Consider the following 20,662-nt stretch of genomic DNA (forward strand, 5'->3'; position numbering starts at 1 on the left):
ATGAAAGTATTACAAATAAATTCTGTTTGTGGATATGGGAGTACAGGAAGAATAGCTACGGATATATATAAGGTTTTAGAAGAACATGGACATGAATGTTTAATAGCATATGGAAGAGGGGAAGCGCCTGAAGATATAAGAAAAATAAAAATAGGAAACAAGCTTGATAATTATGTTCATGTAGCTGAAACAAGGTTTCTTGATAAACATGGATTTGCATCTACTAAAGCGACAAAGGCATTCATAGAAAAGGTTAAGGAATATGACCCTGATGTTATACATCTTCATAATATTCACGGATATTATATAAATATAGAAATCTTCTTTAATTATCTAAAAGAGGCTAATAAGAGGATTATATGGACATTGCACGACTGTTGGTCATTTACTGGTCATTGTGCTTATTTTGACTATGTTGGATGTGATAAATGGAAGAATGGGTGTAATAATTGTCCACAAAAAAAATCATATCCACAGAGCATGGTGGTAGACAATTCTAAATGGAATTATGAAATGAAAAAGAATTTATTTACTGGAGTGAGGGATATGACTATAGTTACCCCTTCAAAGTGGCTAGCAGGATTAGTAAAACAGTCCTTTCTTAAAGAATATGATATTAGGGTTATAAATAATGGAATAGATTTGAATGTGTTTTATCAAAGAGATAGAAAGATTTTTAGAGAAAAATATAATCTTGAGGATAAATTTCTGATTTTAGGAGTAGCTAGTGTTTGGGAGCATAGAAAAGGTTTGGAGTATTTTGTAGAACTATCAAAGATAATAGATGATGATATAAGGATAGTTTTGGTAGGGATAAATGACAAACAATTAAAGAGTATGCCTGAAAATATAATAGGAATAAGAAGAACTAAAAACTTAGATGAATTAGCAGAAATATATTCTGCAGCAGATGTTTTTTTGAATCCTACATTGGAAGATAATTTTCCTACTACTAATTTGGAGGCATTAGCGTGTGGTATTCCTGTTATTACGTTTAATACTGGAGGAAGTCCAGAAAGTATAGATGATAGTTGTGGAATTATTGTTGAAAAAGATCAATACAAATCTATTCCAATAATAATTCGAGAAAGTAGTATTATTCAAAATTCAGCTTCTAAGTGTATTAATAAAAGTAAAGTATTTGATAAGCGTAATAAATTTTTAAGCTATAAAGAATTATATGAATTGTCTCAATGTAAATGATAATAATATTTTTATGGGGTAGATAGCATAAAGGAGGTATATAATGGAAAATAAAACATATAAGGTTTTGCTTGCACATTCAGCCCAACAGCACTCGTTTAGAACAGCAACTGCACTTGAAAAATCTGGGGTTCTATTTAAATATATAACAACTGTTTATGATAAAAAACATTCTTTAACATCATTTACTAAGAGAGTTTTAAGTGGAGATAATTTAACTAGAGCAAATAAAAGGAGATGTAATAGTCTATCAGATAATGATGTTATCCAATTTTGCGAATTTGAAAGTTTAATATTACTTTTGCTATATCGTATAGATAAGAAAAAAAATATATACAACATATGGAACAGATTTATTATATATAAATTTAATATAAAAGTTGCTAACTATGCAATAAAGAACAATGTTGATGCAGTTATAATGTATGATACGCTTGCGTATAAAACTTTTGAAATCTTGAAAAAAAAAGCTCCACATATTAAACGAATTATTGATATGTCAGCACCATATTCTTTATATATGGATAAGATATTTAAAATTGATTTGCAAAAGAATAACAGATATTCTGATATATTAAGAAGGGAAATTTGTTCTACTCAATATTTGAATATGTTAGATAACAGCATAAAGGAGACTAAATTGGCGGATTATTTTCTTGTTGCTTCAAATTTCACCATGAATTCATTAATATATGAGGGAGTACCAAATAGCAAAATTTTAATGTGTCCTTATGGGATTGATAGCAATATATATTCGTATAATAAAAAGAGGGAAAATATGTATGAGGAAATAAGATGCATATTTGTGGGAACGATAACACAAAAAAAGGGAGCATTCTATTTACTTGAAGCTATTAAAGAGCTTAAACATAAAAGATTTTCTTTCATGTTTGTTGGCACATATGATAAAAAAAGTGAATATTATAAAGACTTTAAGGATATTTGCAAATTTACAGGTTATGTTACAAAAGAGAAAGTAGTAGATTTTTGTAGCAAATCTGATATTTTAATTTTTCCATCGCTAGCAGATGGATTTGGATTATCAGCATTAGAAGCTATGTCTTGCGGACTACCTGTAATTTGTACTTCTAATTCAGGTGTTAGTGATTTAATTATTAATGGATATAATGGATTTGTAATTAATGCAGGGAATGAAAAAGAAATTTATGAGAAGTTAATGTGGTTTGATAACAATAGAGATAAACTAAAAGATATGAGTGAAAATGCACGAAATACATCTCTTAAATGTACATGGAATAAATATGATTTATGTATTCAAAAATCAATAGAAAAAATTAGGATGGATGCAGCAAAGGATGAGATTTAATGTACGAAAAGATAAATAAAGTAAAAATTTGGTTTGTAGTGATTTTGGTGAATGTAGCTTTGCTTCAATATCTTATGAAGACATATCAATTATCTTTTTTAGGTGATAGTATTCGATATGTAGCTATAGCATTATTGGGTGGAACTTTGATTGTAAAAATTTTCATGTATACATTAACGGCTAAACGATATTCAAATATTTTTGTTTTATTTATTTTATATTCAATATACATATTTTTTATGTTAATTGTTCAAGGAAATTTTGAATTTTATTCCATCATTAATTGTATGTTATTTCCTGTAACGATATTGAGTGCATATATTTCAAATAGAGGGAAAAGTCAATTTTCAAAAATTATAAAATTTCAATTTATAGTTATGATTATATTTTTCATTTTATATTTGTATAGTAAATTTTATATGGATAATTATAATCCACTTTATGCTTCCTTGAGAATAAATTCCATTTATTATTTAGTGCTAATGTTACCATTTATATATAGTTTAGATAACTTGATTTTAAAGTCGATTGGAATAATATGTATCTTATTTTCAGTGTTGATATCGATGAAAAGAACAGCATTTATTGCTACAATTATATCTTTGTTGATATATGTATTTATGGAGAAAAGAAAAAAAGATAGTAAATATTCTAGTAAAATACGTAAAATACCAATAATATTAGCTGTTTTAATTATGTTTTTTATAGTTTATAATTATACATTGGATTTAGGATTTAATGTTTTTAGTAGGGTTGCATCTATAAAAAGTGATGGTGGTTCAAATAGATTTATAATTTTTAGATTAGTTAATATATCTATTCTTAAAAATAATATTTTTGAAACTTTATGGGGAAATGGGTATAATGCAGTTGCTTTAATGACAGGTGGATTATCAGCACATAATGATTTTTTGGAAATATTTTATGATTTTGGAATTGTAGGTTTTATATTTTACATATTTATGTATTTTATTTTGATAAGATATGCTGTTACTTTTAAGAGAAAAAATTATAAATATTCAGCAGCCTTTAGTTCATCAATTTATATATTACTATGTGTTTCATTATCTAGTCATTTAATATTTATACCTACATATATAGCATTTTTAGGATTATTTTGGGGACTTTGTATATATGATTATGAAAATAGGACATTAAATATAGAGGAAACTATTTAGTTAAATTCTTGGTATACAAAATTTACAATATATAGATATAAAATAAAATTTAAATGTGTATATAAAGATAATTATTTTATTAATAAATTATATAAGAAAGAGAGAGTATAGAATGAAATGTGGTATTATTACTTTTCACAGAGCAATTAATTTCGGGGCTGTATTACAAACATATGCTTTGAATAAAACAATTGAAAACTTAGGAGTTAATTGTGAGGTTATTGATTATTATTGTCCGTTTTTAGAGAATCACTATAAACCATTTAGAATAAAGGATTTGTTTAATATTAAGAAAATGGCTATTATATTTTTGAAAAATGGATATACAAAAGATAACCGAATTAATTTTGAACTTTTTTCTGAAAAATATATAAAGAAAAGTTTGAAAATTTATAGGACTCATTCTGATTTAATACAGTGTAATGAAGAATACGATACTTTTATTACAGGAAGTGATCAAGTATGGAGTTATTATTGTGCTGGTTTTGATAAAGCATACTTTTTAGACTTTGTAATAGATAGACATAAAAAAAATTCTTATGGAGCAAGTTTTGGTGTAAGTAAGATACCAGATGAATATAGAAATAAATACCGTGAGCTATTAAGAGAGTTTGAAAATATATCTGTACGAGAGAAACAAGGAGTAGAAATTGTTAAAAATATTATTGAAAAAAATGCAACACAGGTATTAGATCCTACACTTTTATTGACTAAGCATGAGTGGATGAGCATTACTGTAGATAATGATCAAAAGGATAAATATTTATTAGTATATCTTTTGGCGGAAAATAAATCTATTATTAAATTAGCAAAAAAAATAGCTGAAGAAAAAAATATAAAAATTATATATATAAATGATAGATTATTTAAGAAGAGTGGAATGAATAATGTTGGAAAAATAGATCCGGCAAAGTGGTTAAGTCTTTTTTTGAATGCTGAATATATTGTTACTAACTCTTTTCATGGAGTTTGTTTTTCGATAAATTTCCATAAGGAATTTTATATGCAATATTTGCCTGAACCTGCAAAAGTTAATTCTAGACTAGAAAATATTTTAAGCTTATTTGATTTATCTGATAGATGTATATATAATATGTCAACTCTCAATTTAGAAAACAAAGTTGATTATACTAAAGTTGAAAAAAAATTGAATGAAGAAAGAAAAAAGTCTATAGATTTTTTAAAAACCATTATAAATTATAAAAAAGTGTAAAGTGTAAAAAGAATGATAATTTTAATGCTAAGGAATATAAAAAAATAATAGTTTAATATAGGGAGATATATAATGAGAGAAATTACTTTAGTAACCGCATTTTTTAATATTGGAAGAGAAAAATTTAAAGCTATTCCAAGAACTGATGATACATATATGAAGAATTTTAAATTTTGGGCAAGAATGAAAAACAAATTGATTGTTTATACAGATGAAAATACTGCTAAATTAGTTTTAAAAGTAAGAACTGATTTTGGATTAAAGGATAAAACAGAAATAATAATTATCAATGATATATTTAGTATAGAACCAGAAATATTTGAAAATATGAAAAAGGTCTCAGAAAATAATTACTTTTTAGATTTTAGAATTCTTCCTAATGCAACTTCTAATATTGCAGAGTATTCTTATCTAATGCTTCTAAAATCATATTTTTTATCTGATGCAGTAAAAAGAGGTTTAACTGCATCACAGGTAGCATGGATTGATTTTGGGTTTAATCATGGTGGAGATTTATATATTAACCCAGAGGAATTTAATTATTTATGGGAATATGATTTTTCAGATAAAATAAATATGTTTTATTATAAAAAATATGATGAAAAACCTATATTTGAAATTGTAAGACGTTTATGTGATTGTATAATGGGATGTTTGATAGTATTACCTGCTAAATTATGTGACGAACTTTGGCAACTTAATAAAAGTTCAATGATAATTTTGAATAAAGTAGGATTAAGTGATGATGATCAATTAATTCAACTTATGTCATATAGAGAGAAGCCAGAGATTTTTGATTTGCATGAAAGTGAATGGTTTTTACCATTAAAAGAATATGGTGGAGAACATTTAACGGTAAGGAATATGTCTTCGAGGAAATGGTATATAAGAAAGCTCCGTAATTTGAAATTTAATTATAAAAAAAGAAAAAATGCTTTTGTAAATTCAGTGAAAACTTATAATAATTTAGTGTCTAAAGAGTAGAAAATAGAATGAGTAAGTCGCGTGTTAAAAATTCAATTGCAAATGTAAGTATAGGATCGATATTACAAATAATATCGATGCTTGCTACTTTTGGAAGTAGGACTGTATTTATATATCTTTTAGGGAATGACTATTTATCGGTAAGTGGATTATTTAGCAATATTCTTACAATGCTATCTTTTACAGAATTAGGTATAGGGAATGCTATTATTTATAGTTTATATAAACCCTTGAAAAAAGGTGATGAAAAAGATATATCAGAATATATTAATTTCTATGGCAAAGCATATAGAATAATTATATTAGTAATTTCTATACTAGGATTAAGTTTTATACCATTTTTAAAATATCTTATAAAAGATATTGTTGATATTCAAGAAAATATTATATACATTTATATTTTATTTTTAGTAAATACAATAGCATCATATATTTTTTCTCATAAAAAATCGCTATTAATTGCAGATGAAAAGAATTATGTTGTAATTATTATACAACAAACACTATATATTATTCAGCTTATATTTCAAATTATAATTTTATTTGTAACACATAATTACATGATGTTTTTAATTATTCAAATTTTATTTACTATGCTCACTAATATATTAACAACTGTTTATGTAAATAATAGATATCGTTATATTAGTACATTCAAGAAAAATGAATTGGATAAAAAACGTAAAATGAGTTTATTTGATAATATTAAGTCTATATTTTTTTATAAACTTGGTGCGGTTATACTTAATGGAACAGACAATATAATAATTTCAGTTACTTTAAAAACAACTTTTATTGGATTATGTTCAAATTATACTTTGATAATTAATGCAATAAATTCTGTATTAATGCAGGCTCACAATGGATTGGCTGCTAGTATAGCTAATCATAATATAGAAGCAGATTCAAATAGAAAAGAAGAAATTTTTAATATGTTAGTATTAATATCTTACTGGGTTTTTGGATTTTGCACTATTTGCTTAGCTATACTACTTAACCCATTTATAGAGTTATGGATTGGTAAGCAATATATGTTAAGTAAGACTGTTGTAAATTCATTGGTATTAGCATTCTATTTTACAGGGATAAATCAAATACCATCTTTATATAGAACGTCTATGGGCATATTTAAGCAAGCTAAATATGCGCCTATGCTTGCTTCTATAATAAATATTGTATTATCTATATTATTAGCGAAGGTGATTGGTTTAGCAGGAATATTTATAGCAACATCTATTTCTAAAATAGTTACATTTTGTATTATAGATCCTTTATTAGTTTACAAGAAAGGATTTAATAAAAAATGTGATAGATATTTTTTAAAATTCATTTTATTTTTTCTATTACTGGTTTTAACTTATGTTGTAGTAGAATGTACGATTAATTTAATAATATATAATGGTATGGTAGGAGTGTTATTAAAAATAATAGTATGTGTATTAGAAATAAATTGTATATTTTTAGTAGCATTTTTTAGAACTAGTAGTTTTAAATTGTTTTTGAATAAATTAAAAAGAAAATAGATTAATGGAGATGGTGATAGTTGAAGAAAATTAAATATATACCATTTGTAATATATACCAATATAAAAATGCTTTATTTAAAGATATTCAATATAAAATCGATTCAATATAAATGTTTTTCAATAATTAGAGCTAAAATAAAAATTATTGGGAAAAAGTCATTCTTTAAAATAGGCAATAAGTGTAAAATAATGAGTGGTAGTGAAATAAGAGTATCAAATGGAAGAATGTATATTGGTGATAATGTCGAATTTAAAGAGAATACAGTATTACAAGCAAATAAAGGAACAATTAAAATTGGTAATAAAGTATTTATAAACCGAAATTGTAGCATAATTTCTTGTGATAAGATTGAAATTGGTGATGGTACAAGTTTAGGTGGTAATATATTAATATATGATCATGACCATATATATAAACGATATGGAGAACAGAATTGGAATAATATTAATAAATCTTCAGTGATAATTGGAAAAAATGTTTGGATTGGTGCAAATACAGTTATACTCAAGGGGACTAGAATAGGAGACAATTCAGTAATTGCAGCTGGTTCAGTTATTAAAGGAGAAATTCCAGAACATACATTGATATACCAAAAAAGGAATAATGTATATAGAGATATTATTTAATATATATGATTAATGTTAGTTTAAGGAATCTTCACCTATGTCCCATGCGTTCGTGATCGAAAATTATTGGATTTTAGCAATAAAAAACTAAATTTCTAAAGTATTCTAATTTATAAGAAGCCTTATGAAGATGAAAGACTTCATTACATTACAGATTATACGATAACTTATAGATAAGCATATATTATATTTATAGGATTTGCTTCTTTAGAACATCCTGATGGTTCTGCGAATCTTAATTACATAGATACAGTTGCAAGGTAGATAGCTGATAATGGTGAAAAGGATTCTATTGTAGTTGTAAAATTTATAGTTCTTATAGGAATTAATTATAAGATTGAGCAATTTATTAATGATGTGAAAGTAGAGGTAGAATCTAATACAGAGTTTTTAGCTTAGTGGATATATGCATATTATACAATTTATGCTATTAGAATAATAATTGGTGCTGAGGGTAAGTGGGGAGAGAATATGATTATGGAGATTTATAAATCATTTGGTTTTCCAATAGTATCATTAGGTATAATATATTGTAAGACTTTTAAACAATCCTCCAACCCAAACAATCAATGATGACGGAACAAAATCAGTTCCGGCTAAAGTATTTAATATAGGAAATAATAACCCTGAAAAATTAATGACATTCATAGAAACTCTAGAAAAATCTTTAACTAAAGCTTTAAATAGAGAAGTAGTATTCGAAAAAATATTTGAACCACTAAAAGCTGGAGATGTGCCAGCAACTTATGCTTCAACAGATAAACTTCAAGAAGCAGTAGAATTTAAACCTTCAACATCTATTGAAGAAGGACTAGATAAATTTGCTAAGTGGTATGTAGAGTATTATGGAGTGAAATAGATACTAGATAGTTAAAGTTACTGAAAAGTGGCTTTAGCTATTTTTTATAGTATAGCAAAATTTACCGGAGCTTTTTTGCGATTTAATTTGAACAAATGCACATAATAAGTAGTGAAATAGCTAGAATTACAGAGGTTTTTCGATAAGTTTCATGAAAAATCAAAAGTACTTGACAATTCATAACTTACGGATGTATTATATATCCTTGAGAGTTATAACATTTAAACAAAAAAGGATAAAATCAAGATTAAAATTTGGATTAAGTTACTACAGAAAAATTAATATATTAAAAGGTAGGGTAAGATATGGATATTAATATAATAGGTATGCCTTTATTCTATGGCTCAGATGTAAAGGGAGTTGAAGAAGGTCCTACAAAATTGAGAAACAGTGGGATAAGAGAGATTTTATCAAAAAAACATAAGGTATATGATTTAGGAGACATCGTAGTAAAACAATGCCAAACTAAAGATAAATTTAATGATCATAAGGGCGCGAAATATTTACAAGCTATAGTAGAAAGCAATAATGATTTAGCCCATAATGTTTATTTGACATTGAAGGATGAAAGCTTCCCGCTTACTGTAGGAGGAGACCATTCTTTAGCATTAGGTACTATAGCAGGTTCTGCAAAATATTATAAGGATGACTTAGCTGTAATTTGGATTGATGCACATGGAGATTTTAATACAACGTCAACTACTCCAAGTGGAAATGTACACGGAATGCCACTAGCTGCATCAGCTGGAGTTGGAATAGATGAACTAAAGAATGTCTATTTTTCTGGAAACAAGATAAAGAGTGAAAACATCTTTATTCTATGTGCAAGAGATTTAGACAAGGGTGAGATAGAATTACTAAATAACAATAAAGTAAATGTGTTGTCTACAGAACAGGTAAAGGAAATCGGTATAGATATAGCTATAGACAATATATTGAAAAAGATAAAGGATAATGGAGTAAACAATATTCATGTTAGCTTTGATATAGACTGCATGGACCCAGAAGTAATTCCTGGAACAGGAACAAGAGTTGAAGATGGAATAACCTTAGAGCAGGCTAGTGAGATGATTAAAAAAATATTTTCATCTAAAAAAGTAAGAGCGCTGGATTTTGTTGAATTCAACCCAGTATTAGATAAAGACGATGTGACACTAAATAATTGTTTGAAAATCTTTGAAGTAGTAAGTGACGTTATAAGTAAATAGCATTATATTAATAGAATAACTAAGGCTCCTCTGAATAATATCAGTGGAGCCTTAATTTATATGACTACTTTCTTCTTGTAAAGTAGAATAATACACCTGATATGGGAAGAAGAATACATGAGAGCATGACTCTTTTTGAATTTATTGGACGATGGGTTTTGGTGCCGCTTTTTATTATTTCTAAGGAGGTAGCGTGAAAGTCTAAATCACCTCCGTGTTCTGGACAGGCTTTGTGAAATTCTCCTGTAACTCTAACTATATCTCCGGTGTTGTGATAGTTACCAAAGGTTGAAACCTTAGTTCCTAAATCAAAGTCACTCCATATTCCAACAGCCATATTTCCATCATTTATATTAATCCAGCAGTTATCTCCTCTTTTCATTATTTCACCAATGGCTTCCCCCTCTATAGTGAAGGTTTTATTGTCATACTCAGTACCTTTTTCGATAAAGTCGGTGAAGGGGAAGGTGTTATCAGCCTTTGCAGGAGTATAGACTATAAATATTAAACAAATTGCAGCGATTAATGATTTAAAGATTTTTTCCATAGCTTTTTAATACCTCCAAATAAGAAACCTATTAATGCAAATACTGAAATGAATTCAAGTCTACCTAGATACATTGTTAATATATAGCATATCTTTAATGGAACCGGGGTTGTTACACTAGTAACCCCAATTGATAAGCCAACATTACCTGTAGCAGAAGCAGCTTCAAAAGCCGACTCAATCACTGGATATCCATAGTAAGTTCCAAGAGCAGTTGCAAAGGAGAACAGAGCGATATAGCAAATTATTATAAGCATAGATGTTTTAAATAGATTATTATCCAAAATTATGTCTTTCATATAGTGAATTTTTTTCACGCTTACTCTATTTTCGGAAGAGATGAGACCTCTTATTTCGTTGATTACTCCCTTAAACACTACACCAACTCTAAGACCCTTAAATCCTCCAGCAGTGGAACAGGCAGATCCACCTATAAGCATTGCTATAGCCATAATTAAAAGAGGGAAGTCTCCCCAGTCAACAGCTAGTTGTCTTGCATAAAGGCTGCCAAAACCAGTGGTAGTATGAGCAGATAATAGCTGATAGATAACTTTTCTAAAGATTGCTATAAAATTAGGATAGAGACCACTTTTAGAAAAATAACCAATTAATAATAGAGAACATAATGTAGCAGTTATCACAAAACTTTGAGTTTCTATATTTTTAAATATTTCCTTCTTATTGTTTTTCCACATTGCATAATGAAGACCAAAGTTAAAAGATCCAATGATAAAAAATATTATACTTATAACCTCATAAGAGAAGCTGTGATAATATAGTATATTTTGAGAATATGGTGCGAATCCACCTGTACTCCATGCAGAACAAAAGATAAATATTGCGTTCATTAAGGAGCTTACAGGTTTTAAACCTATAAATAATCCGTTTATCCAAAAAGCTGAAACACCAACTCCAAAGTAAATCATGCTTATTATCCATATTATCTTTGCTGTATTTTTGAAGTTTGGCAAAAGGCCGATATCCTTGCCTTCACCAACGTACATCTTATAGGCTCCAGCTGTATTTTTAACTAAAAGAGATAAGGCCAAAACCACCATACCTTGTCCTCCTACGAAGGTTAAGATGTGTCTCCACATATTTAAACCCATGGATAGATGATCAAGGTCTTGAGTCAAAACAAGGCCTGTTGTGGTAAATCCACTCATTACATCAAAGCAGGCATCTAAAAAGGAAAGAACATTTCCACTTAATCTATATGGGATAGCACATAATATCATAAGAAGAATCCATGAAAATGAGGCTATGATTAGACCGTGTTTCCATTGGATTTTCACTTCTTTTCTTGTATTCTTTCCAGACATAACAAGCAAAGAACCTATGCTCAAAGATATAGAAAGGCTTAAGAGGAAATCTACAGCAGCAGGCCACTCTTTGAAACATATTGAAGTTATGACAGGAATGAACATTAAAGATGATATACATAGGACTATTAAGCCTACATAATAATTTATTATTTTTAAATCTTTCCACGAATTTTCTATATACATAATAACACCTACATTACCTTAATAAAAAACAAAATAAAAAATAGGAATAGAGATACTGATGCTACTTCAACTAAAAGTCCTTTAAAAACATCTTTACCATTAAGCATAATTACACCTCTTTGAAAAAATACTTTCTTTAAGATTATTTTCATTAAAGAAGTTAGTCATAACGATGACATGGTCATTTTCTAAAAGTACAAGAGGACCTCTAGGATATATTACATTATCATTTCTTATTACTGATACAATTACAGATTCTTCAGGAAGATTTATATTTTGAATGGTTTTGTTTAGCCAATTTGACTCTGAAGTGATTATTGCTTCAACTAAAACCATTTCTCCTCTCTCAAAGGTTTGAATAACTTTAAAGGTGTGGCTGTTAAGCTCATTTTCTATCAATTTTGAGATAACGTCTGTACTACATACTGTGGTATCAACTCCAAGCTTTTTGAACACCTCTCTATTTTTAGGGTTATTAATTCTAGCTATTGTTTTCTTTATTGAGAAGCTTTGTTTTGCCATCTGGCATATTATAATATTTTCCTCGTCTTTTCCAGTAACTGCAGCCACTACATCAGATTTCCACTCAATAGCTTCAGATAGTTCATCTAGATTGGAACCATCTCCATGAATAACATCGATATTCAAATCATTAGCAATTTTGTTACAGATATCAGCATCTTTTTCAATCAATATAACTTCATATTTCTTTTCGAGAAGACTTTTTACTAGGTAATATCCAACCTTCCCTCCACCAACAATTACTGCACGCATAAATATTTCTCCTTTACTAAGTTAATCCAAAGACTGTTTGGACTAATTCCTTCAACGCCAAGAGCTTCATATATATAAGCTCTTTCGGGGTTACAGATTCTTGCTAGAACTACAGGCACATTAAAAAGCTTTTTAGCTATTTGACATACCATTAAATTTATATTGTCATCAGGAGTAAGAGCCAAAAATATGTCGGCATCATTGATGCCGGCTTCTATTAATACATCAGTATCTATTTCCACTCCTCGAAGTCTAGAGCCGTTAAAGCCGCTGCCAAGGCTGTCTAGATTTTCGCAATGTCTGTCCACAATGGATACATCATGATCTGTTTTGGCTAGGGTTAGTGCAAGTTCTCTTCCTAATCTTCCACAGCCTGCAATTACGATATACATAATAAATTATCTCCTTCTAAATAATCTTTTATTATTTCACACAAATGTACAGGTTTGTATTGATAATTTGTAAGTTTTTTCATAATATAAGAATTAAATAATACTATTGTGTTTTTCACCTTAGATATATTTTCACCTAAAACTAAATTGAGGCAATCATCCTCAGTCCAAACATAGACATTGTCAATAGTATGTTTGTTAACATAATTAACCACTGTATCTATATTAGTTATATCTAATTTGTTGTAAATAACTTTATTACAATGGATACTTATATCCTGTTTATCTTTTTTATCTATGATAAAGATTGTATTTTCATTTTTAGAAAGATGCTGGATCAAACCTTCGCTAAAGTTGTTGTAGCCTATGATTACGTTATACATGATATTCCTCCTTTAAGGACTTCTATGATGATATAATCATATATTTTCGTAAGAAAAGTATCAAACACTGAAAAACGGGGAAGAAAAAATTATCTATAAATTCAATGGGTAAATTTTTAAGTTATCATTTTGAATCTTAAATTTTCACCGTAAATCTCAAAAATGGACAAGGTATTAAAAAGGGAGGGCTAGTAATGTTTAAGACATTAAAAAGTAAAATGACCATGATATGTATCATATTAATCATGCTTATTGCAGTTGTTGGAATAACATCTATATACAATATAACTCTTATCAATGCAGAGATAGAAAGTCTTATGATAAACAATTACAAGAGTATAGATGCAGCCTACAATATGATGGATCGAATACAAAAGCAGAATTTAGATATAGATACATATATTTTTGAAGATACACAGAATGGTATTACCAGTTATTACAGTCATGGAAAAGAGTTTAATGATGCCTATTATATAGAAAAAAGTAATGTCACAGAGCCTGAGGAGTTTGGAATTGTTGAAAGGATTGGAGAATTATATAGAGATTATGAAATGAATTTTTCAATATTGCAGGAAAAGATGAATACTAAAGGTATAAAAGAGGCTAGAGAATTTTACTATAGTGATATTATGACAAATTATAATAAGATTGTGGATGAGTTAAGCAATATAAAGAAGGTAAACGAAGAAGCTATGAATAAAAGTAGAAAAAATGCTATAGATGATGGGGAAAATGCCAGATATATAATAATCATAGTTTCTGCTATGGCCATAATAAGTGGATGTGCCATAACAAATTATCTTATTAATAAAATGTTAAAGCCATTGAGTCTTTTAAATAAATCAATAGCTGAAGTAAGAGAAGGAAACATAGGAAATCAAGTGCCTGTAACTACAAAGGATGAGCTTGGGGATTTGACAATAGAATTTAACAGGATGAATGAACGGCTTCAGAAGTTTGAAAAGAGTACTATGGGTAAGATGATTAAGGAGAAAAATAAATCATTAGCAATAATAAAAAGTATAAAAGAGCCTATTATAGTACTGGACAAGGATTATAGAATCATACTTATCAATCAGCAATGCGAAAACTTTTTTAATATCCAAGAGAAAGTTGCAGTTAATAAATATTTCTCTCAGGTAATAAAAGAAGAAAACATATTTGAAGCAGTATATGAGGTAAGCACACATCAAGAGATAGAAAATAAGATCATAAAGATATTTAGGGAAGAAGAGGAGTACTTTTTTAATATATCTGTAAATGAAATTGAGGATGAAGAGGCTAAAATTTTTGGATATATAGTGGTGCTTCAAGATATAACACAATTGAAGGAACTAGATATAATGAAGGGAGAATTCTTGTCTACAATATCTCATGAATTTAAAACATCCTTAACATCAATAATGATTGGTACTAGTCTTTTAGAAAGCACAAAGATGGGAGGCTTATCAGAGAAGCAGAAAAAAGTAGTTGAGGCAATTAAAGAAGATGGGGAGAGGCTTAATACTTTGATATCAGAGCTTATTACCTTAAGAAAGATGGAATCAAACAAGGAACTCTATAATTTTAGTCAGTGCAACATGGAAGATATAATAAATGCATCTATAACTACAGTGAAAAGCTTGGCTGAAGATAAAGAAGTTATTTTGGAGTGGGATGTTGAGGAAGACCTTCCTCTTATAAATGGGGATAGAGATAAGCTTGTATGGGTTATGAATAATATCATATCTAATGCTATAAAAAATTGTAACAAGGATGATGTTATTGCGGTGAGAGGAATAAAGCAGGAGAGGAAAATAGCAGTTACTATTACAGATACAGGCTGTGGTATGCCACCAGAGCTTACGGATAAGATCTTTGACAAGTATGTGAGATTAAAAAATGGAGAAACTATGCCTTTAGGTTTTGGACTAGGGATGTCAATAGCAAAGGAAATTGTAGAAGGGCATAATGGAGAGATATGGTGTACTAGCGAGGTAGGAAAGGGAAGTATATTTACTTTTGTTATTCCAATGGAGGAGGGGAAATGATGAAGAGAGCATTGGTTGTAGATGATACAAAAAATATAAGGACACTATTGACTACCTGCTTAGAACTTAATGATTATGAGGTAGATGCTTGTGCTTCAGGCAGTGAAGCATTAAAAAAATTAGAAGATAATATTTATGATTTAATATTTATGGATGTTAAGATGCCAGGTATGAGCGGTACGGAACTATTAAAGGAAATAAGGGGTAGGGGGATTCTAACTAAGGTTATAATGATAACAGCTTTTGCAACAGTTAAAAATGCGGTAGAATGTACAAAGCTAGGAGTAATCGAGTATCTTCACAAACCATTTACTGCAGATAAGATTAATAATGTTTTAGAGAAGCTTGATGAAGAACGTAGTACTTTTACGGCAATTAGCAATGCTATTAAAGGTGCAAAAAAGCTCATAGAAAATGAAAGATATGATGAAGGAATAATGTTTTTGAAAAAGGCTCTTGCTGAAGAAGCATCAAATTATGAGATATATGACATGTTATCTAAATGCTATTTTGCCAAAGGTGATGAAATTCTTGGAGAAAAGTTTAAAAACTGCAAAGAGATATTTAAATAAGAAATAGATATGTAATAAAAACTCCTCTAAATTTATGTTTAACAGAGTTTTGTATGCAAATTACACTTATGTTATACTTATGTTATAAGTTGTAAATTTGGAGGTAATAAAATGACTGTAAATAAAGCGATCATTCCAGCAGCAGGGCTTGGTACACGTTTCTTACCAGCTACTAAGGCTCAGCCTAAAGAGATGCTTCCGATAGTGGATAAGCCTACTCTTCAATATATCATTGAAGAAGCTGTGAATTCTGGAATTGAAGAAATTTTGATAATCACAGGAAGAAACAAGAAGAGCATAGAGGATCACTTTGACAGATCTGTTGAGCTTGAGCTTGAACTTGAGTCTAAGGGAAAGATGGAACTTCTAGAAGAGGTTAGGAAAATTTCTAATATGGTAAACATTCATTTCATCCGTCAGAAAGAACCTAAGGGACTAGGTCATGCTATTCACTGTGCAAAGACTTTTATAGGAAATGAACCTTTTGCAGTACTTTTAGGTGATGATATAGTTTACTCTGAAAAACCTTGCTTAAAGCAGATGATAGATGCTTATGATGAATATAAGACTACAATACTAGGAGTTCAGGAAGTACCTCATGAAGACGTCAACAAATATGGAGTTGTGGATGGGTTGCATATAGAAGATAGAGTTTACAAGGTTAAAGATCTTGTTGAAAAGCCAGCTGTAGATGAAGCTCCATCTGATATGGCGATTTTAGGAAGATACATAATAAATCCAGGTATATTTGAAATTTTAGAGCATACTAAGCCAGGTAAGGGTGGAGAGATTCAGCTTACTGATGCTTTAAAAGAACTAGCTACAAAGGAAGCTATGTATGCTTACAACTTTGAAGGAAGAAGATACGATGTTGGAGATAAGCAGGGCTTTTTAGAGGCTACTGTGGAATATGCGTTAAGAAGAGATGACTTAAAAGATAATTTCTTAAAATATTTAAAGACTATAGTAAAATAGTTAGAGACTTCGCCGAATACTACGTTTGGCGGAGTTTTTTTATACGTTAAAATAATATTAACTTTTAAAAAGCCAAATAGTGGGAACTAGCTCTTTATTCGATGTAAAAAATAAGGTACAATATATGTATTTCGACAAAATATGCAGATATGGTAAAAATGATATTGTATTTTGGTGTGAGGGGAGTAGCTTTATGAATTTTAACTCATTGCAGTTTATGGTTTTTCTGCCTATAGTTTTGATTTTATATTATGCAGTACCGCTTAGATTCAGGCATGTATTGCTTCTTATAGCCAGTTATATGTTTTACGGAGCTTTTAGCAAAAAATATGCTGCTTTTTTATTTTTCTTTACTGTTGTTTCTTATTGCTTTGCGAGACTTATTTCAAAGGCAGACAAGGACAAGAGACTGGCAAAGTTCTATCTAATTAGCTGTATTATTTTTCATATTGGGGCTTTAGGATATTTTAAGTACACAAATTTTGGCATAAAGATTGTAAATTCTATAGTGAGTACAAGCATTGAATCGTGGAATATCATAATGCCTTTAGGAATATCTTTCTATACTTTTAAAGTTTTAAGCTATCTAATAGATGTTTATCGAGATAAGAGCAGAGTTCAGAAAAACTTCTTTAAGTACGCTGCATATATAGCTTACTTTCCACAAGTTACATCTGGACCTATAGAGAGAAGTGAAAGATTCTTTAGTGAACTAAACAATAAAAGGGATTTTGATGAAAAAGATATATCCAGTGGTGTCATACGTATGCTTTGGGGCTTCATGAAGAAGATGGTTATTGTGGATAGGATGTCTATTATAGTTGGCTCTGTTTATGCTAATTATAGTAATTATGGAAGGACCATTCTTTTCATTACAACCATAATATATTCTATTCAGATTTATTTTGATTTTTCAGCTTACTCTGATATAGCTATTGGTATAAGCAGGATGTTTGGATTCAGATTTATGGAAAATTTCAAATTTCCTTATTGTGCAAGGAACATAGGAGAGTTTTGGAGAAGGTGGCATATTTCATTGAGCCTTTGGTTCAGAGATTATCTATATATTCCTCTAGGTGGAAATAGGAAAGGTGTCATAAGGCAGTATATAAATATTGTCATAGTATTTTTGATAAGTGGAATATGGCATGGAGCAAGTTTTAATTTCATATTTTGGGGATTTCTTCATGGCTTTTATCAGGTTATGGGAGCGATTTTAAAGCCGGTTCGTGAGTATTTTCTTAAACTATTTAAAGTGGACAAGAATAGATTTTCCTATAGATTGGGACAAACTGTTTTGACTTTTATGCTGGTTAATTTTGCATGGATATTTTTTAGGGCTGATGGTCTAAAGAATGGACTAGCTATAGTTAAGCAGATCACTGTGGGAACTTCAAATCTATGGCAGATTTTTGATGGTACTTTGTATACCCTCGGACTAACTCAGAGTTCTTTTGATTTGATGTTCGTTATGACTATTATAGTGTTGATTTTTGAGTACATCCACAATGAAAAGCGTGATTTAGTGGAAGGATTCTCTAGACAAGGTATAATATTTAGATGCTTTGTGTATTATTCAATTTTATTTGTAATATTCATATTTGGGATATATGGAGCTTCTAATGGAAGTGGTCACTTCATATATGGTCAATTCTAAGGAGGAAATATGAAGAAGTTAAAGTTTTTGTTTAGAACAATTGTGATATGCTTGATATTTGGCTTGTTATATCTAAATGTATCAGAAAGGTTTGAGACTTATAGTGAAATAAACCAAGGTCTTATGAAGAACTTTTATAAACAGGAGAAAAACTCCATAGATGTTGTGTATGTAGGTTCCTGTCATGCTTATTCTACATTTATACCACATAAGCTTTGGGATGATTACGGAGTTACATCTCATGTCCTTGCAAGTTCTGGGCAAGAGGTTCAGATGTCTTATTATTACCTAAAAGAGGCTTTGAAAACACAAAAGATTAAGACAGCTGTGGTTGAAGTTTACGGTGTAAATAGAATGGATAGTTATATACCTCTTGATGAATTTGATAAGTCGGTGATTTTTGGGTTTCAATCTCTGAAAATGTCCATGGACAAAATAAAATATGCTTTTGAGTATGATAATACTGCTAACAGCAATTTAGAACTTTTATTCGGTCTATACAGTGCTCATGATAGATGGGATTATCAATCTGAGACACCTATGAGAGAAGTGGATTTTGAAAGGTTTCAAAGAGATTATACTTTTATGGCAAATGGATGGAAAGAATATTGGCATATAGAAGAGAATGCAGATGAAAATGCTATTCTAAATTATCCTCAAAATGATATTGTTGAGGATTTTGATGAAGTAAGTGAAGAGTATCTTTTGAAAATTATAGAGTTATGTAAGAATGAAGGGATAAATCTTGTGCTTACATCGGCACCTTATGAAATTAAGGATATTGAAGTTTCAAGGCTTAATAAAGTTAAAAAGATAGCTGAAAGCAACAATGTGCCTTATATAAATTTCAATGATCAAAAGCTTATAGAGGAACTTGATTTGCATTACTATGATATGATAGATGCTAATCATGTTGATTATAGTGGAGCTGTCAAGATTAGTGATTATGTCAATAAATTTATAATGGAGAACTATCCTATAGAAAGTAAGAAAGGAAATCCAAAGTATGCTTCTTGGGATGATGGTACTCAAAAAGTTTTATCTGACAATGGAAGAGAGTATTGGTATGATGATGCAGCTTTTGAGCAAATAAATGTAGATAATAATGAACATCTAAATGTAGAATAATATTATATATTTAATGAATATGTAATGAAAATCACGATTATGGAGGAATAGATATGAAGAAAAATGGTATATTAAATAGCGATATTTCAAGGGTGCTTTCATACATGGGGCATACAGACAGGATTTGTATTTCAGACTGTGGCCTTCCAATTCCAGAGGAAACTAAAAGAATAGATCTTGCCTTAACTTTTGGAATTCCAAGTTTTATTGAAGTTCTTGAAAATGTAGCTTTAGACATGAAGATAGAGAAGATTTATCTTGCCGAAGAAATAAAGAATAATAATCCAGAAGTTTTAAACAAGATTAAGGAAATAATTACAGATGTTGAAGTGGAATTCGTAAGTCATTCAGAGTTTAAGAATATGACTAGAGAATGTAAAGCAGTTGTAAGAACTGGAGAAAACAGTCCATATGCAAATATAATACTTCAATCAGGATGTATATTTTAATTAAATATAAGAAAAGCAAACAAAAATATTAACAATATATTGATAATATTAACAAAAGATGTATAATTATATGTGTTGTATTAATTATTTCTATAAAACTTATACAATAATACTGTAAAAGAG

20 protein-coding genes are annotated in these 20,662 nt (G+C 29.1%); 15 read left to right on the forward strand and 5 right to left on the reverse strand.

What is annotated here, in order from left to right:
* From KQH81_RS02675 to rocF, 9 genes are all read left to right on the forward strand, one after another.
* Positions 1 to 1,203 (forward strand): glycosyltransferase, encoded by a 1,203-nt coding sequence (locus KQH81_RS02675; protein WP_230028832.1) that lies wholly within the window; start codon positions 1 to 3, stop codon positions 1,201 to 1,203.
* Between the two features lie 43 nt (positions 1,204 to 1,246).
* Positions 1,247 to 2,530, forward strand: coding sequence for a glycosyltransferase family 4 protein (locus KQH81_RS02680; RefSeq protein ID WP_230028834.1), 1,284 nt, complete (start codon positions 1,247 to 1,249; stop codon positions 2,528 to 2,530).
* A gap of 482 nt (positions 2,531 to 3,012) precedes the next feature.
* On the forward strand, positions 3,013 to 3,708 hold the full coding sequence (locus KQH81_RS02685) for an O-antigen ligase family protein (RefSeq protein ID WP_268254230.1): 696 nt from the start codon (positions 3,013 to 3,015) through the stop codon (positions 3,706 to 3,708).
* 112 nt (positions 3,709 to 3,820) lie between these two features.
* Positions 3,821 to 4,921, forward strand: a complete 1,101-nt coding sequence (locus KQH81_RS02690; protein WP_230028838.1) for a polysaccharide pyruvyl transferase family protein — start codon at positions 3,821 to 3,823, stop codon at positions 4,919 to 4,921.
* Positions 4,922 to 4,993: 72 nt separating this feature from the next.
* Positions 4,994 to 5,905 carry a WlaTC/HtrL family glycosyltransferase gene (locus KQH81_RS02695; RefSeq protein WP_230028840.1) on the forward strand — a complete coding sequence of 304 codons (912 nt, stop codon included), beginning with the start codon at positions 4,994 to 4,996 and terminating at the stop codon, positions 5,903 to 5,905.
* A gap of 8 nt (positions 5,906 to 5,913) precedes the next feature.
* Positions 5,914 to 7,428: a lipopolysaccharide biosynthesis protein gene (locus KQH81_RS02700; protein ID WP_230028842.1), complete on the forward strand. Its 1,515-nt coding sequence runs from the start codon at positions 5,914 to 5,916 to the stop codon at positions 7,426 to 7,428.
* A 20-nt stretch (positions 7,429 to 7,448) separates the two neighbouring features.
* The gene (locus tag KQH81_RS02705; protein ID WP_230028844.1) at positions 7,449 to 8,057 is read left to right on the forward strand and encodes an acyltransferase; all 609 of its coding nucleotides are present in this window, start codon (positions 7,449 to 7,451) and stop codon (positions 8,055 to 8,057) included.
* A gap of 637 nt (positions 8,058 to 8,694) precedes the next feature.
* The gene (locus tag KQH81_RS02710) at positions 8,695 to 8,916 is read left to right on the forward strand and encodes a hypothetical protein (RefSeq protein WP_230028846.1); all 222 of its coding nucleotides are present in this window, start codon (positions 8,695 to 8,697) and stop codon (positions 8,914 to 8,916) included.
* 305 nt (positions 8,917 to 9,221) lie between these two features.
* A complete protein-coding gene (gene rocF, locus KQH81_RS02715) occupies positions 9,222 to 10,124 on the forward strand; it encodes an arginase (RefSeq protein WP_230028848.1) in 903 nt (300 codons plus the stop codon).
* Positions 10,125 to 10,188: 64 nt separating this feature from the next.
* On the opposite strand, the gene KQH81_RS02720 is transcribed toward rocF, so the two are convergent.
* The 5 genes from KQH81_RS02720 to KQH81_RS02740 form a co-directional block, all read right to left on the reverse strand.
* Entirely contained in the window at positions 10,189 to 10,671 is a 483-nt protein-coding gene (locus KQH81_RS02720) for a hypothetical protein (RefSeq protein WP_230028849.1), read from the reverse strand.
* Entirely contained in the window at positions 10,647 to 12,179 is a 1,533-nt protein-coding gene (locus KQH81_RS02725) for a TrkH family potassium uptake protein (RefSeq protein WP_230028851.1), read from the reverse strand. The genes KQH81_RS02720 and KQH81_RS02725 overlap by 25 nt, the downstream gene beginning before the upstream one ends.
* Before the next feature lie 99 nt (positions 12,180 to 12,278).
* On the reverse strand, positions 12,279 to 12,953 hold the full coding sequence (locus KQH81_RS02730; protein ID WP_230028853.1) for a potassium channel family protein: 675 nt from the start codon (positions 12,951 to 12,953) through the stop codon (positions 12,279 to 12,281).
* Positions 12,941 to 13,345: an NAD-binding protein gene (locus KQH81_RS02735; protein ID WP_230028855.1), complete on the reverse strand. Its 405-nt coding sequence runs from the start codon at positions 13,343 to 13,345 to the stop codon at positions 12,941 to 12,943. Before KQH81_RS02735 ends, KQH81_RS02730 begins: the two co-directional genes overlap by 13 nt.
* A complete protein-coding gene (locus tag KQH81_RS02740; RefSeq protein WP_027639070.1) occupies positions 13,333 to 13,728 on the reverse strand; it encodes an NAD-binding protein in 396 nt (131 codons plus the stop codon). Before KQH81_RS02740 ends, KQH81_RS02735 begins: the two co-directional genes overlap by 13 nt.
* Before the next feature lie 194 nt (positions 13,729 to 13,922).
* Between KQH81_RS02740 and KQH81_RS02745 the strand changes: the two genes are divergently transcribed.
* From KQH81_RS02745 to rbsD, 6 genes are all read left to right on the forward strand, one after another.
* Positions 13,923 to 15,758, forward strand: coding sequence for a sensor histidine kinase (locus tag KQH81_RS02745; RefSeq protein ID WP_230028857.1), 1,836 nt, complete (start codon positions 13,923 to 13,925; stop codon positions 15,756 to 15,758).
* Entirely contained in the window at positions 15,758 to 16,330 is a 573-nt protein-coding gene (locus tag KQH81_RS02750; RefSeq protein ID WP_230028859.1) for a response regulator, read from the forward strand. The genes KQH81_RS02745 and KQH81_RS02750 overlap by 1 nt, the downstream gene beginning before the upstream one ends.
* A gap of 111 nt (positions 16,331 to 16,441) precedes the next feature.
* Entirely contained in the window at positions 16,442 to 17,305 is an 864-nt protein-coding gene (gene galU, locus KQH81_RS02755; protein ID WP_027639067.1) for a UTP--glucose-1-phosphate uridylyltransferase GalU, read from the forward strand.
* A 193-nt stretch (positions 17,306 to 17,498) separates the two neighbouring features.
* Positions 17,499 to 18,962, forward strand: a complete 1,464-nt coding sequence (locus tag KQH81_RS02760; RefSeq protein WP_230028861.1) for an MBOAT family O-acyltransferase — start codon at positions 17,499 to 17,501, stop codon at positions 18,960 to 18,962.
* Positions 18,963 to 18,971: 9 nt separating this feature from the next.
* Complete coding sequence (locus tag KQH81_RS02765; protein WP_230028863.1) at positions 18,972 to 20,090, forward strand: hypothetical protein; 1,119 nt, start codon at positions 18,972 to 18,974, stop codon at positions 20,088 to 20,090.
* Between the two features lie 53 nt (positions 20,091 to 20,143).
* Positions 20,144 to 20,539, forward strand: coding sequence for a D-ribose pyranase (gene rbsD / locus KQH81_RS02770; protein ID WP_027639064.1), 396 nt, complete (start codon positions 20,144 to 20,146; stop codon positions 20,537 to 20,539).
* The last annotated feature ends 123 nt before the right edge of the window (positions 20,540 to 20,662 follow it).

Origin of the sequence: Clostridium cadaveris, assembly GCF_020911725.1 — a bacterium.
GTDB lineage: Bacteria > Bacillota > Clostridia > Clostridiales > Clostridiaceae > Clostridium_X > Clostridium_X cadaveris.